This window comes from Streptomyces sp. TLI_185 (assembly GCF_003814765.1).
Classification (GTDB): domain Bacteria; phylum Actinomycetota; class Actinomycetes; order Streptomycetales; family Streptomycetaceae; genus Streptomyces.
On the sequence record NZ_RKRB01000001.1, the window covers coordinates 5,105,435 to 5,117,872 of the forward strand.

The window sequence follows — 12,438 nt, forward strand, 5'->3', positions numbered from 1 at the left end:
GGGACAAACCGTGGGCAAATGACCTCCCGTGAGCACCGTACGAAGCCTGTCCCGCGGCCACGCCTGGCTGCGGACGCTCGTCCTGCTGCTCGCCCTGCTGGTACCGGGCACCCACGCGGAGGTGCACGCGGCACCGTCCGCCGCCACGGAGATCGTCGAGTACGACGCCCTGGACGCGGCCCTGCGGCCACCGGCCGACGCCCTGCACCGCACCGTCGTGGCCCTGCGCCCCGCCCCTCTTCAGGCCCCGCCCCGCGACACCCCGGCGGACCGCCCCCTCCCCGCCCCGCCCCGGCCGCCGCACACCCTGCAGGCGCTGCGCTCCGTGGTCCTGCGCTGCTGACAGACCCCGGCCCCCGGAAAAGTCAGTCACCACGCGAGGAACCAAGGAACACAGCCATGCCCACCGACCCGTACGCGGTCCTGCGCGCCCTGCTGCGCGCGGAAGCCGCACGCAACGCACCGAAACAGAATCTGAAGAAGCCGGAAACCGAGCAGCCCCCGAAGGAACGGGACCGCTGATTCCGCCGGCGGAGGCGGGCATTCCCCCGTGGACCCACCGCCTCCGCCGGGCCGGCGCCCTCCGTCCACAGCCTGTGCGTAACACCCGTACGGATTGTTTGCCCCGGTTTGCAACTTCTTTTCGGTCTCCGCACTGCGTCGCCATGGCTGCGCCCGGAAGGTCTTGACCGGTAGGCTTTCCGTGTGATCTTCAAGCGCATCGGAAACGGCCGGCCGTACCCCGACCACGGCCGGGAAAGCACCCGGCAGTGGGCGGACGTCGCGCCGCGCCCGGTCCGCCTCGATCAGCTCGTCACCACCAAGGGACAGCTCGACCTGGAGACCCTCCTGGCCGAGGACTCGACCTTCTACGGCGACCTGTTCGCACACGTCGTCAAGTGGCAGGGCGACCTGTATCTCGAGGACGGCCTCCACCGCGCGGTGCGGGCCGCGCTGCAGCAGCGCCAGGTGCTGCACGCGCGCGTGCTCGAACTCGACTGACACGAGCCCGGAAGGCCTGCCGGTAACGGCTTGGCCCTTTCGGGTTCACCTGTGCGGCCTCGAATGATCATCTAGTAGGCATCGCCGCCCGGGCGCACTACGCTGCGCTCATGAGCATGCTGACCCCCCCGGGCATGGGCGGCAAGTACCGGATCACGGGGGACAAATACCCACGGATGCGCAGGCGCCGGCGCGGCAGGCTCGGGGTCGCCCTGGTGGCCTCCGTCGCCGCGCTCGGCCTGGTCGGCTGGGGCACGCTGCAGCTCATCGACCTCTTCACCGGTGGCGGCGAGAAGGCCTCGGCGGCCGGCCCCAAGGCGGACTGCGCAACCAAGGTGAGCCCGTCGGCCGACACGAAGAGGCCGGCCCTCCCCAAGCCCGGCACGATCACGGTCAACGTCTACAACGCCACGCCCCGCAGCGGTCTGGCCAAGAGCACGGCGGACGAGCTGAAGAAGCGCGGCTTCAAGATCGGCGATGTGGGCAACGCGTCCAAGGAGTTCGACAAGAAGGTCAAGGGCACCGGCATACTGCTCGGCGCCCCGCCCTCCCTGAACAGCTCACTTCCCGTGCTCGCCACCCAGCTCGCCGGCGCCGACAAGCGGGCCGACACCCGCAAGGGCACGGACGTCGACCTGATCCTCGGCACCGCCTTCAAGGACCTCACTCCCAAGGCGGCTGCCGACAAGGCCTTGGCGGCACTGGCGAATCCGCAGCCGGCGCCCACTTCTTCGAAGAAGAGCTGCTGAGAGCGCCCCTTCAGGGGCGCGGGGAACTGCGCGACCAGCCACAACGGACTGGCAGTCGCCAGACATCCGCGCCCCCACGACGAAGGGGCGAAACCCTACTCAGCCGCCCCGTAGAGGCGATCCCCCGCGTCCCCGAGCCCCGGCACGATGTACCCGTGCTCATTGAGCCGCTCGTCGACGGCCGCCGTCACGACCGTCACCGGCGTCCCCGCCAGCTCCCGCTCCATGAGTTCGACGCCCTCGGGCGCCGCAAGCAGCACCACCGCGGTCACATCGTCCGCACCACGCTTGATCAGCTCCTGGATCGCCGCGACCAGCGTGCCACCGGTGGCCAGCATCGGGTCCAGGACGTACACCTGACGGCCTGAGAGGTCCTCGGGCATGCGGGAGGCGTACGTCGACGCCTGCAGCGTCTCCTCGTTGCGGATCATGCCGAGGAAGCCCACCTCGGCGGTCGGCAGCAGCCGCATCATGCCGTCGAGCATGCCGAGGCCGGCCCGCAGGATCGGCACCACCAGGGGGCGCGGGCGGGCGAGCTTGACGCCGGTGGTCGAGGAGACCGGCGTCGTGATGTCGACCTGTTCGGTGCGCACGTCACGCGTGGCCTCGTAGGCGAGCAGGGTGACCAGCTCGTCGGCGAGACGGCGGAAGGTCGCGGAGTCGGTGCGCTGGTCGCGCAGCGTGGTGAGCTTGTGGGCGACCAGGGGGTGGTCGACGACGTGGAGACGCATGCCCTAACAGTAACCGCGCCCCCTTGGGCCTTGCGCTGGCATCAAACCGCCCATCAGAGGGAAAGTGGGAGGACGTACCGGGGGGTGGTGTGCCTATGCCTGACCTGCCTGAGCGTGAAACCCGACAGGACTCGCCGTCGGCCGAGACCGACGCCGAGCGCCGGCGCCGCAGGGCCCAGTTCCTGCGTGACCTCGCCGAAGCCCGTGAGCTGCGGGACCGTGTGCAGCCCAGGCGCGCCAAGACCGCACGGCTGCGCCACGCCATGCGCATGCGCACCTTCCGCTGGTAGCTGCGGTCCGACTCGGGACGCGCCTGAGGGCAACCCGTTGCGTGCACACGCCGATCGCCGCGTACGATCCGGCTCGTGGTCGATCAAAGACGGCGGACACAGGGTGTCGAAGACGTCCCCTGAACGCCTTGTTTCTGCCACGATTCCGAGTGGGTGGGGCTCGGAGCACAGCTCTCCCCGCCCTGAGCCCCGCCGGGGGGACCTCCAACCGGCACGCCTAAGACCAGTGGGAGAGTCACGGTGTACTTCGCCGCACTGCTCGCGCGCACCGAAGACGGGTGGGAAGCGAGCGACACAGAGCTCGACGATGTGGAGACCCTGTCGGATCTGGCCGACCTCGCCCGGGAAGCCTCGACCGAGGACGACACGGTGCTCATCCTGATCGAGCAGGAAGAAACGTGGTTCGGCGTCGTCCGTATCGACGGCGAGGACGACCCTCGTATCTACGTCTCGGACGCCGCCGCCGCTGCCCGCAGCAGCTACGGCGAGATCCTGCTCACCGACGAACTACTCGGAAGGGAGCCCGGCGACGACGACGCCGACCTGGACTCCCTCGACCTCGACGGCACAGAGGACGGTGAGGACGAGGACGACGGCGACGAGGACACGCCGTCCGCCGAGTCCGTGCCGCACAGCCCCGTCGGCGACGCCGAGATCCTCGACGACCTCGGTGTCAGCGCCAAGGAGCTGCGCACCCTGGACGAGGACGCCCTGAACACGATCGCCGAGGCCCTGGGCGCCTCGGAGGTCCTGGAGACCGTCCGCTGACCGCTGCAGCGACCACAGGAGGCACCCCCGACCCGGTCCGCGACCGCTGGCGGGCCGCGATGCGGCTCGCCCTGGACGAGGCCGGGCGGGCCGGCGCCGACGTGCCCGTGGGCGCCGTCGTACTGGCCTCGGACGGTACGACCGTGCTCGGGGCCGGACACAACGAGCGCGAGGCCACCGGCGATCCGACGGCGCACGCCGAGATCCTCGCGATCCGCCGGGCGGCGGCCGACCTCGGGGAGTGGCGGCTGTCCGGCTGCACCCTGGTCGTCACGCTGGAGCCCTGCACGATGTGCGCGGGCGCGCTCGTGCAGTCCCGCGTGGACCGTGTCGTCTACGGCGCCCGCGACGAGAAGGCCGGCGCGGCCGGCTCGCTCTGGGACGTCGTACGCGACCGGAGGCTCAACCACCGCCCCGAGGTGATCGAGGGCGTACTCGCCGAAGACTGCGCCCGAATCCTCACCGAATTCTTCCGCTCCCGCTGAAGACCGCCCCCTGAACACCGACCCCCGAATACCGATTTCAAAGCACTGCCCGGCGTGCTGTAAGGTCTCCCTCGGTAGCGTGTCCGAGCGGCCGAAGGAGCTCGCCTCGAAAGCGAGTGTGGCGCAAGTCACCGAGGGTTCAAATCCCTCCGCTACCGCTTTGGGAAGGGCCCCGTCGAGAGACGGGGCCCTTTGTGCGATCATGTGCGGTCGTTGGGGCAACAGTGACAGGGGAGGCCGCGATGGCGGTGAATGCCAAGAAGATCGCCGTCTATGTGCTCGTGGTCTTCGCGCTGTACGTGATCGTCACGGACCCGGCCAAGGCGGCCGACTACGTCCAGATAGGGTTCGAGGGCATATCGGACGCCGCCAAGGCCATAGGCGACTTCTTCACCTGGCTCGCCAACGGCGCCCACTAGGCCCGCAGCTAGGAGCGCACATGATCCGCCATCTCGTCCTGTTCAAGCTCGGCGAGGGCGTCGAGCGCGACGACCCGCGCGTCCTGGAGGGCGTCGACGCCTTCCGGTCGCTGGACGGGAAGATCCCCGAGATCCGCTTCTGGGAGCTGGGCTGGAACCTCAGCGATCGCCCCATCGCGTACGACTTCGCCATCAACTCCGGCTTCGACGACGCGGCCGCGCTGCGGCGCTACGTCGAGCACCCGGAGCACCAGGCGGGCGTGACGCTGTGGAAGGAGTTCTCCACCTGGGTGATCGCCGACTACGAATACTGAGCCGGACCCCGCTGGGCCCTGCGCCGGAAAGGCGCAGGGCCTTTATGCGTATTGAGCCCCTATTGATCCCAACTTGCCCTCAACACGGCGTAATGCGGTGCTTGCACACAGTGCACATCTCTTGTGATGCTATGACCGCTTTTGCCGAAGACGTTGATCGATTGCGAGGTGGAGTTGACCGTGCCGGCCAGTACTGCGCCTCAAGCACCGCCCCTGGAGGCCCCTGAGGCCCCGCCGGAGGCCGCACCGCCGCGCAGCCGCGGCGCCGACACCCGGGCCCTCACCCAGGTGCTCTTCGGCGAACTCAAGGGGCTCGGGCCGGGCACACCGGAACACAACCGGGTGCGCGGGGCGCTCATCGAGGCCAACCTCCCGCTCGTGCGCTACGCGGCCGCCCGCTTCCGCTCCCGCAACGAGCCGATGGAGGACGTGATCCAGGTCGGCACCATCGGGCTCATCAACGCGATCGACCGGTTCGACCCGGACCGGGGCGTACAGTTCCCGACCTTCGCGATGCCGACCGTCGTCGGCGAGATCAAGCGGTACTTCCGGGACAACGTCCGCACGGTCCACGTCCCGCGCCGTCTGCACGAGCTGTGGGTGCAGGTCAACAGCGCGACCGAGGACCTGACGACCGCGTTCGGGCGCACCCCGACGACCTCCGAGATCGCCGAACGGCTGCGCATCACCGAGGAGGAGGTGCTCTCCTGCATCGAGGCCGGCCGCTCGTACCACGCGACCTCCCTGGAGGCCGCGCAGGAGGGCGACGGACTGCCGGGGCTCCTCGACCGGCTCGGCTACGAGGACCCGGCCCTGGACGGCGTCGAGCACCGCGACCTCGTCCGCCATCTCCTCGTACAACTTCCGGAACGGGAACAGAGAATCCTTCTTCTGCGCTACTACAGCAACCTCACCCAGTCGCAGATCAGTGCGGAACTCGGCGTCTCCCAGATGCATGTCTCACGGCTACTCGCGCGTAGCTTCCAGCGACTGCGGTCCGCGAATCGGATCGAGGCATAACCGCAAACAGGAGCGAGCCGTAACCGGCACGAGCGAATCGCTCACCAGGGCCGTTCCCGACAGTTCTGCGCTGAAAAGGCCTCAGACCCCCTCTTTCCAGGGCTGATTCGCATCTCGCATGTCGACATGTCACTACAGCGTGTTGCCGACATGTGACATTCTTCCCCAAGCGCGTTTGCCGTGGCTTCGGCTCCGGTATTCAGGTGAAGGCTGAACTCCTCACCGGAGGAGCCTCGGCCACGACCGTCCCGCGACCCAGAGGGGGTGGCATGTCCGCAGATCAGGGCAGCTCGAAGGTGCTCACGCTCACGAAGAGCGAGTCCGCGCCCGCCGACGCCGTGCTCGGCTCCATCGATGAGGTGGCAGCCGTCGACACCGCACCGGCCCCGGCCCTTACGGCCGCTGACATCCCGGCCCCTCCGGCCTCGGATGCCATCGACACCCGCACCCTGTCCCGCTCCCTTTTCCTGCGGCTCGCCGCACTCGACGAGAACAGCCCCGAGCGTGCGTACGTCCGGGACACCCTCATCGAACTCAACCTCCCGCTGGTGCGCTACGCGGCGGCCCGCTTCCGCTCGCGCAACGAGCCGATGGAGGACATCGTCCAGGTCGGCACGATCGGCCTGATCAAGGCGATCGACCGCTTCGACTGCGAACGCGGCGTGGAGTTCCCGACGTTCGCGATGCCGACGGTCGTGGGCGAGATCAAGCGGTTCTTCCGCGACACCTCGTGGTCGGTGCGCGTCCCGCGCCGGCTGCAGGAGCTGCGCCTGGCCCTCACCAAGGCCAGCGACGAGCTCTCCCAGAAGCTGGACCGCTCCCCGACCGTCCCCGAACTCGCCGTCGTGCTCGGCGTCTCCGAGGAGGACGTGGTCGACGGCCTCGCGGTCGGCAACGCGTACACGGCCTCCTCGCTCGACTCCCCGGCGCCCGAGGACGACGGCGGCGAGGGCTCCCTCGCGGACCGCCTCGGCTACGAGGACACCGCGCTGGAGGGCGTCGAGTACCGCGAGTCCCTCAAGCCCCTGCTGGCCAAACTCCCGCCCCGCGAGCGGCAGATCATCATGCTCCGCTTCTTCGCCAACATGACCCAGTCGCAGATCGGCGAGGAGGTCGGCATCTCCCAGATGCACGTCTCCCGGCTGCTGACGCGGACGCTGGCGCAGCTGCGGGAGGGGCTCATCTCCGACTGATCCTCCTCAGGAGTCGCCTGAGGGTTCCTATTTGACGGAGCGTCAGCCACCATGGCGCGATGCTGCGTGGGATTCCTGGGACGACATGGACACATGGCCGTCGAGGCGCCGTGATCGGCGCGTCGGCGGCCGTCGTCTGTCTGGGCGCCGCACTGGCCGCGTGCGGGGGCGGCGGCCGGGGTGAGGGGTACGTGGCAACGGGGGTGGTCGGCGGTGCGCCCCAGGCCTCCGCCACGGCAGCGGCTCCGACGGGCGGTGTGACGCTGGTGCCACTGGACGGCGACTCGGAGAAGCGCGACTCCCCTGCACCGGGCAGCAGCTCGGGCAACGTACCGGAGACAGCCGTACCGACATCGCCCGATCCGGCGCCGTCCATCGGCGGAACCAAGTCCGGTCGTACGACACCGGATTCGCCGTCGCCGACGGCAACTCCCAGCCGTGCGGCACCCGCTGGACCCGCCGCGCTCACCTGGAGCGACCCGGTCCGTGAAGCCACCGACAGGCGCTGGTGCGAAGACGTCACCCTGGACTTCGCCAACTCCGGGGGGACCGCGGTGCGTTCCGGTGAGGTGACCTTCGGGACGCACGTCATCGGGGCGCTCGGCATCGACTGGGGGACGGTCGAGTCGACCGCCGGGCTTCCGGTGCCGATCGGGGCCGGAGCGCGGAAGGACAAGACCTGGACGGTGTGCGTCGACGCGTGGCGTGTGCCGCTGGGCATGCATGTCGAGACGCGGGACGTCACCGTCCAGTGGAAGTAGCGGTACGCCCTACTTGAGTGCCAGCCAGGCGACGGCCGCCACGACCGCCACGGCCACGACGATGCCGACGATCAGGCCGATGCGCGGACCGGCCGGCGCGGGCGCCTGCTGCTGACGGCGGCCCTGCGGGCCCTCGTCGACGAACGCGCGGAACATCTGGGTGCTGCCTGCGGGGTCGTGGTTGCCCTGGGGGCCCTGGGGGTTAGCCATAGCCCGAGACCCTAGCGAATCAGTGGTTGTGGCCCAAGTGGGGGGCGGTTCACAGCCGCAACCACTCTCACCTGCATGTTTACGTTCGCAATACTTGCCTTTGCCAAGTTTTTGTCCAGCATCCGGGGCATTTTGTTTGCCTGCAGCAACCAACAACTTCTATGGTTGCCCTAAGCAACGAATGCGGGAGGTGTGATGGCCGAGCGGGCGCAGTACGAGGAGCTGCTCCGGCAGTTCAGCGCCTTCGGCGCGGTGAAGCGGGAGCTGGGGCGGATCATGCCGTCCCACTGCCCGAGCGGCAGTGCCGCGGTGCTGATCCTTCTCGGACGCCACGGCGACATGCGCATGGGCAGGCTCGCCGAGCTGCTGTCCGTGGACATGTCGGTCACCAGCCGCCATGTCGCGCACCTCGCCGAGCGCGGCTGGATCGACCGGTCCCCCGACCCGGCGGACAAGCGGTCCCGGATCCTGCACCTCACACCCACGGGCCTGGCCCAGCTGGAGGCGCTGTCCGAGCGGACCACACAGCTGCTGGCCGAGCGGCTCGCCGACTGGAGCGACGAGGAGGTCGCCCAGCTCAGCCGTCTCATGGAACGCCTGCGGGCCAGCTTCGACGACTGCCGCGCCCTGCCGCCCCGGCTCCCGCCCCCCGCACACGAACTCGAACCGACCACCCGTACACCCGCAAGCACTTAAGAGAAGGAAGCCCATGGCAACGACCACACCAGCCGGTGTGCGGGCTCATGCCAAGCACGGGGGAGGCTCCGCCGAGTACGCCCCGATGACGCACCGGCAGATCATGGAGGCGATCTCCGGTCTGCTGCTCGGCATGTTCGTGGCGATCCTGTCGTCCACGATCGTCACCAACGCCCTGCCGCACATCATCAGCGACCTCGGCGGCGGCCAGTCCGCCTACACCTGGGTCGTCACCGCCGCCCTGCTGTCGATGACCGCGGCCACTCCCCTGTGGGGCAAGCTCGCCGACCTGTACAGCAAGAAGGCGCTCGTCCAGATAGCCCTGGTCATCTACGTCCTGGGGTCCGCGGCCGCCGGCCTGTCGCAGAACGCCGGCATGCTGATCGCCTGCCGTGTCGTCCAGGGCATCGGCGTCGGCGGTCTGTCCGCCCTCGCCCAGATCGTCATGGCCGCGATGATCTCCCCGCGGGAGCGCGGCCGTTACTCCGGCTACCTCGGCGCGACCTTCGCCGTCGCCACCGTCGGCGGCCCGCTGCTCGGCGGCGTCATCACCGACACCAGCTGGCTCGGCTGGCGCTGGTGCTTCTACGTCGGTGTCCCCTTCGCCGTCCTCGCGCTGATCGTGCTGCAGAAGACCCTGCACCTGCCGGTCGTGAAGCGGGACGTGAAGGTCGACTGGGCCGGCGCCTTCTTCATCGCCGCCGCCGTCTCGCTGCTGCTGGTCTGGGTCACCTTCGCCGGTGACAAGTACGACTGGCTGTCCTGGCAGACGTACGCGATGGTCGGCGGTTCGATCGTCCTCGGTCTGGTCTTCGTGCTCGTCGAGTCGAAGGCGAGCGAGCCGATCATCCCGCTGCGGCTGTTCCGCAACCGCACCATCACGCTCGCGTCGCTGGCCTCGCTCTTCGTCGGTGTCGCGATGTTCACCGGCACGGTCTTCTTCAGCCAGTACTTCCAGCTGGCCCGTGACAAGTCCCCGACGATGTCGGGCGTCATGACCATCCCGATGATCGGCGGGCTGTTCATCTCCTCCACCGTCTCCGGGCAGTTCATCACCCGCACCGGGCGCTGGAAGGCGTGGCTGGTCATCGGCGGCGTGCTGGTGACGGCGGGCCTCGGTCTGCTCGGCACCATCCGCTACGACACCGCGTACTGGAAGATGTCGATCTTCATGGCGCTGCTGGGTCTCGGCATCGGCATGATGATGCAGAACCTGGTGCTGTGCACGCAGAACCAGGTCGACCCGAGCGACCTCGGCTCCGCCAGCTCCACGGTCACCTTCTTCCGCTCGCTCGGCGGTGCGGTCGGCGTGTCCGCGCTGGGCGCGGTGATGGCCCACCGGATCACGCACTACGTCAAGGACGGCATCGCCGCCCTCGACCCGCAGTACCGTGCGGCGCTGGCCGGTTCCAGCTCGTCCACCGACAGCATCCCGGACCTCGGCAAGCTGCCGGCCCCGATCCGCACCCTCATGGAGAGCGCGTACGGCCACGGCATCGCCGACGTCTTCCTGATCGCCGGCGCCCTCGCGGCCGTCGCGTTCCTGATCACCCTGTTCATCAAGGAGGTCCCGCTGAAGACCAAGGGCGCGCTGGCGCAGGCCGCTGCCGCGGACGGGACGCCGGTCGGGTCTCAGGCCGCTCCGGCCGCCGTCGAGGCCCCGGCCCCGGCTTCGGCTCCGGCCGCCGAGAAGGCCCCGAGCTGGGCCGTGTCCGACACCGAGCTTGCCGCCGACGGCACGCAGCAACTTGCCGCCGTGGCGACCATCGCCCGGCCCGAGGAGTCGGCCGGTTCCGGCGGGATCCCGGTCCGCGGCTTCGTCCGCGGCAACGAGAGCGCGCCCGTGCCGCAGGCCGCCGTCACGCTGATCTCGCTGGCGGGACGGCAGCTGGGCCGTTCGGTCGCGCAGGCCGACGGCTCCTACGCCCTCGAGGCGCCGAGCGTGGGCAGCTACGTCCTGATCGCCGCCGCCGACGGTTTCCAGCCGCAGGCATCCACGGTCGTGGTGAACGGCGAGCCGGTCTCGTACGACATCCTGCTCAGCGGCACCAGCGGGCTGAGCGGTGTGGTGCGGGCCGCCGAGACCACGCTGCCCGTCAAGGACGCGATGGTCATCGTGACCGATGTGCGCGGAGAGCTGCTGGCCACCGTCGCCACCGGTGAGCAGGGCGAGTTCTCCCTCGCGGAGCTGGTACCGGGTGCCGTGACCGTCGCGGTGAACGCCCCCGGGTACCGGCCGCGCGCCCTGCCCGTCGAGGTGGGCGGCACCGGAGTCACCCGTATCGAGATCGACCTCGACTCGGGCGCTCAGCTCCAGGGCGTCGTACGCGCCCCGCACGGCCCGCTGGCCGACGCCCGGGTCACCCTGGTCGACGCGGCGGGCAACGTGGTCGGGACAGCTACCACCGGCACGGACGGCGCCTACGCCTTCACCGACCTGAACGGCGGTGACTACACGGTCATCGCGACGGGCTACCCGCCGGTCGCGACCGCCCTCACGGTGAACGGCCGCGGAGTCGACGACCACGACATCGAACTGGCCCACCCGGGCGAGTAGGGCCTGCCCGGCGGGCCGGGCCGACTCCGACGAGCGGTGCACAGCGCCGCCGGTGAGCGGGGTCATGGGGGCACCCCTTCTGGGGGAGGGCGTGCCAGCCCCCGCGGCCCAGGCCGGGTCTGCCGGGGAGGCCCTGTGTTCGAACTCCGGCCCGTGGCGGACGGTGCGCGCGCTCTGAGCGGAGGTGTGCGCCCGGTGCCACGGGCCGGTCTCTTTGGGACCAGTTTTTCGACCAGCTTTACGACCGGCTTCACTGCAGGGAGAAACGGGATGGGACTGACCGCGAAGATCCGTACGCGGGACGGATGGGCCGTGTCGCACGCGGTCGTCACGGTGACCGACATGACCGGCACGCAGGTGCTGCGCGCGGAGGCGGACGCCGAGGGAGCCGTACGGGACGCCACCGACCTCGCCCCGGGGGCCTACACCGTCATCGTCACGGCCGTCGGGTATGCGCCCGTGGCCTCCAGCGCACTCGTCACGGCGAGCGGAAGGGCCGAGCTCGGCGCGGTGACACTGGCCCGGCAGGGCGGCACGGAGCTGCCGCCGCCCGGGCCGTGGACCATCGACCCCGCGCACTCCTCGGTGGGCGCGGTCGCCCAGCACCTGGGGATCTCCAGCGTGCACGGGCGGTTCACGCACTTCGCCGGGCGCGTCGAGATCGCCCCTGACGAGGTGGAGAAGTCGCGGGTGGAAGCGATGATCCGCGCTGCTTCGATCGACACGGGCAACGGCATGCGCGACGACCATCTGCGCTCACCGGACTTCCTGGACGCCGAGAAGTACCCGGAGATCACGTATCGGTCCACCGGCCTCACGGCGGCGGGCGCGGACCGCTGGACCGTGCACGGCGAGCTGACGCTGCACGGGGTCGTACGGCCGGTGGACCTGGACCTGGCGTACCTGGGAACGGGCGCGGACCCGTGGGGCGGCACCCGCGCCGCCTTCCGTGCGACGACGGAACTCCGCCGCGAGGACTTCGCCATGAACTACAACCAGGTGCTCCAGGCGGGTATCGCCGCGATCGGCACGACGCTGAAGGTGGAGCTGGACATCCAGGCGGTCCAGGGGGAGTCGCTGCCGCAGGCGTAAAGATCACGGAAATGAACGAACGCCCTGGTCAAGCTGGTCAACAAGAGCAGCCACAACGGCTTGGGCAGCATGACGCACATCCACGACCGCGGCGCCTGTCGGTCGTTCTGTCAGAAGCCGTACCGCCGGCCCGGACATAGGCTCAGCAGGG

General features: G+C 69.7%; 17 protein-coding genes and 1 tRNA gene. 16 read left to right on the forward strand and 2 right to left on the reverse strand.

The features are described from left to right. The first annotated feature begins 28 nt into the window (after nt 1–28). The 4 genes from EDD92_RS23450 to EDD92_RS23460 all read left to right on the forward strand — a co-directional run bounded on the left by EDD92_RS23450 (nt 29) and on the right by EDD92_RS23460 (nt 1,751). Nucleotides 29–343, forward strand: coding sequence for a hypothetical protein (locus EDD92_RS23450; RefSeq protein ID WP_123966130.1), 315 nt, complete (start codon nt 29–31; stop codon nt 341–343). A gap of 56 nt (nt 344–399) precedes the next feature. Next, nucleotides 400–522, forward strand: a complete 123-nt coding sequence (locus EDD92_RS51280; protein WP_260326701.1) for a hypothetical protein — start codon at nt 400–402, stop codon at nt 520–522. A gap of 183 nt (nt 523–705) precedes the next feature. Beyond that, entirely contained in the window at nt 706–1,002 is a 297-nt protein-coding gene (locus EDD92_RS23455) for a type II toxin-antitoxin system VapB family antitoxin (RefSeq protein ID WP_003999914.1), read from the forward strand. A gap of 110 nt (nt 1,003–1,112) precedes the next feature. Next, on the forward strand, nt 1,113–1,751 hold the full coding sequence (locus EDD92_RS23460; RefSeq protein ID WP_260326702.1) for a LytR C-terminal domain-containing protein: 639 nt from the start codon (nt 1,113–1,115) through the stop codon (nt 1,749–1,751). Between the two features lie 95 nt (nt 1,752–1,846). On the opposite strand, the gene upp is transcribed toward EDD92_RS23460, so the two are convergent. After that, the gene (gene upp / locus EDD92_RS23470; RefSeq protein WP_123966131.1) at nt 1,847–2,482 is read right to left on the reverse strand and encodes a uracil phosphoribosyltransferase; all 636 of its coding nucleotides are present in this window, start codon (nt 2,480–2,482) and stop codon (nt 1,847–1,849) included. Between the two features lie 95 nt (nt 2,483–2,577). Between upp and EDD92_RS23475 the strand changes: the two genes are divergently transcribed. The 9 genes from EDD92_RS23475 to EDD92_RS23510 all read left to right on the forward strand — a co-directional run bounded on the left by EDD92_RS23475 (nt 2,578) and on the right by EDD92_RS23510 (nt 7,732). Then, on the forward strand, nt 2,578–2,772 hold the full coding sequence (locus tag EDD92_RS23475; protein ID WP_030938598.1) for a hypothetical protein: 195 nt from the start codon (nt 2,578–2,580) through the stop codon (nt 2,770–2,772). A 240-nt stretch (nt 2,773–3,012) separates the two neighbouring features. Then, complete coding sequence (locus EDD92_RS23480) at nt 3,013–3,540, forward strand: hypothetical protein (protein ID WP_123966132.1); 528 nt, start codon at nt 3,013–3,015, stop codon at nt 3,538–3,540. Nucleotides 3,541–3,599: 59 nt separating this feature from the next. After that, nucleotides 3,600–4,025, forward strand: a complete 426-nt coding sequence (gene tadA / locus EDD92_RS23485) for a tRNA adenosine(34) deaminase TadA (protein ID WP_099934251.1) — start codon at nt 3,600–3,602, stop codon at nt 4,023–4,025. 73 nt (nt 4,026–4,098) lie between these two features. Further along, nucleotides 4,099–4,183, forward strand: a tRNA-Ser gene (locus tag EDD92_RS23490). A gap of 84 nt (nt 4,184–4,267) precedes the next feature. Continuing rightward, on the forward strand, nt 4,268–4,444 hold the full coding sequence (locus EDD92_RS49950; RefSeq protein ID WP_185124107.1) for a hypothetical protein: 177 nt from the start codon (nt 4,268–4,270) through the stop codon (nt 4,442–4,444). Between the two features lie 20 nt (nt 4,445–4,464). Next, nucleotides 4,465–4,758, forward strand: coding sequence for a Dabb family protein (locus tag EDD92_RS23495; RefSeq protein WP_123966134.1), 294 nt, complete (start codon nt 4,465–4,467; stop codon nt 4,756–4,758). Nucleotides 4,759–4,938: 180 nt separating this feature from the next. Then, a complete protein-coding gene (locus EDD92_RS23500) occupies nt 4,939–5,778 on the forward strand; it encodes an RNA polymerase sigma factor SigF (protein ID WP_123966135.1) in 840 nt (279 codons plus the stop codon). 269 nt (nt 5,779–6,047) lie between these two features. Then, on the forward strand, nt 6,048–6,971 hold the full coding sequence (locus tag EDD92_RS23505; protein WP_123966136.1) for an RNA polymerase sigma factor SigF: 924 nt from the start codon (nt 6,048–6,050) through the stop codon (nt 6,969–6,971). Between the two features lie 59 nt (nt 6,972–7,030). Next, the gene (locus EDD92_RS23510) at nt 7,031–7,732 is read left to right on the forward strand and encodes a hypothetical protein (RefSeq protein ID WP_123966137.1); all 702 of its coding nucleotides are present in this window, start codon (nt 7,031–7,033) and stop codon (nt 7,730–7,732) included. Between the two features lie 9 nt (nt 7,733–7,741). Here EDD92_RS23510 and EDD92_RS23515 read toward each other — a convergent pair whose 3' ends face one another. After that, complete coding sequence (locus EDD92_RS23515; RefSeq protein WP_099929976.1) at nt 7,742–7,942, reverse strand: hypothetical protein; 201 nt, start codon at nt 7,940–7,942, stop codon at nt 7,742–7,744. A 195-nt stretch (nt 7,943–8,137) separates the two neighbouring features. Here EDD92_RS23515 and EDD92_RS23520 point away from each other — a divergent pair, with 195 nt between their 5' ends. From EDD92_RS23520 to EDD92_RS23530, 3 genes are all read left to right on the forward strand, one after another. Then, nucleotides 8,138–8,638 (forward strand): MarR family winged helix-turn-helix transcriptional regulator, encoded by a 501-nt coding sequence (locus EDD92_RS23520; protein WP_123966138.1) that lies wholly within the window; start codon nt 8,138–8,140, stop codon nt 8,636–8,638. A gap of 13 nt (nt 8,639–8,651) precedes the next feature. Next, nucleotides 8,652–11,195: an MFS transporter gene (locus EDD92_RS23525; protein ID WP_123966139.1), complete on the forward strand. Its 2,544-nt coding sequence runs from the start codon at nt 8,652–8,654 to the stop codon at nt 11,193–11,195. A gap of 270 nt (nt 11,196–11,465) precedes the next feature. Continuing rightward, nucleotides 11,466–12,287, forward strand: a complete 822-nt coding sequence (locus tag EDD92_RS23530; protein WP_123966140.1) for a YceI family protein — start codon at nt 11,466–11,468, stop codon at nt 12,285–12,287. The last annotated feature ends 151 nt before the right edge of the window (nt 12,288–12,438 follow it).

What these genes read in the sequence shown, in the direction of transcription:
- tadA (WP_099934251.1), top strand. Translation starts at nt 3,600, where the DNA reads ATGCGGCTCGCCCTGGACGAGGCCGGGCGGGCCGGCGCCGACGTGCCC.
- EDD92_RS23475 (WP_030938598.1), top strand. Translation starts at nt 2,578, where the DNA reads ATGCCTGACCTGCCTGAGCGTGAAACCCGACAGGACTCGCCGTCGGCC.
- EDD92_RS23530 (WP_123966140.1), top strand. Translation starts at nt 11,466, where the DNA reads ATGGGACTGACCGCGAAGATCCGTACGCGGGACGGATGGGCCGTGTCG.
- EDD92_RS49950 (WP_185124107.1), top strand. Translation starts at nt 4,268, where the DNA reads ATGGCGGTGAATGCCAAGAAGATCGCCGTCTATGTGCTCGTGGTCTTC.
- EDD92_RS23460 (WP_260326702.1), top strand. Translation starts at nt 1,113, where the DNA reads ATGAGCATGCTGACCCCCCCGGGCATGGGCGGCAAGTACCGGATCACG.
- upp (WP_123966131.1), bottom strand. Translation starts at nt 2,482, where the DNA reads ATGCGTCTCCACGTCGTCGACCACCCCCTGGTCGCCCACAAGCTCACC.
- EDD92_RS23525 (WP_123966139.1), top strand. Translation starts at nt 8,652, where the DNA reads ATGGCAACGACCACACCAGCCGGTGTGCGGGCTCATGCCAAGCACGGG.
- EDD92_RS23515 (WP_099929976.1), bottom strand. Translation starts at nt 7,942, where the DNA reads ATGGCTAACCCCCAGGGCCCCCAGGGCAACCACGACCCCGCAGGCAGC.
- EDD92_RS51280 (WP_260326701.1), top strand. Translation starts at nt 400, where the DNA reads ATGCCCACCGACCCGTACGCGGTCCTGCGCGCCCTGCTGCGCGCGGAA.
- EDD92_RS23505 (WP_123966136.1), top strand. Translation starts at nt 6,048, where the DNA reads ATGTCCGCAGATCAGGGCAGCTCGAAGGTGCTCACGCTCACGAAGAGC.
- EDD92_RS23510 (WP_123966137.1), top strand. Translation starts at nt 7,031, where the DNA reads ATGCTGCGTGGGATTCCTGGGACGACATGGACACATGGCCGTCGAGGC.
- EDD92_RS23520 (WP_123966138.1), top strand. Translation starts at nt 8,138, where the DNA reads ATGGCCGAGCGGGCGCAGTACGAGGAGCTGCTCCGGCAGTTCAGCGCC.
- EDD92_RS23495 (WP_123966134.1), top strand. Translation starts at nt 4,465, where the DNA reads ATGATCCGCCATCTCGTCCTGTTCAAGCTCGGCGAGGGCGTCGAGCGC.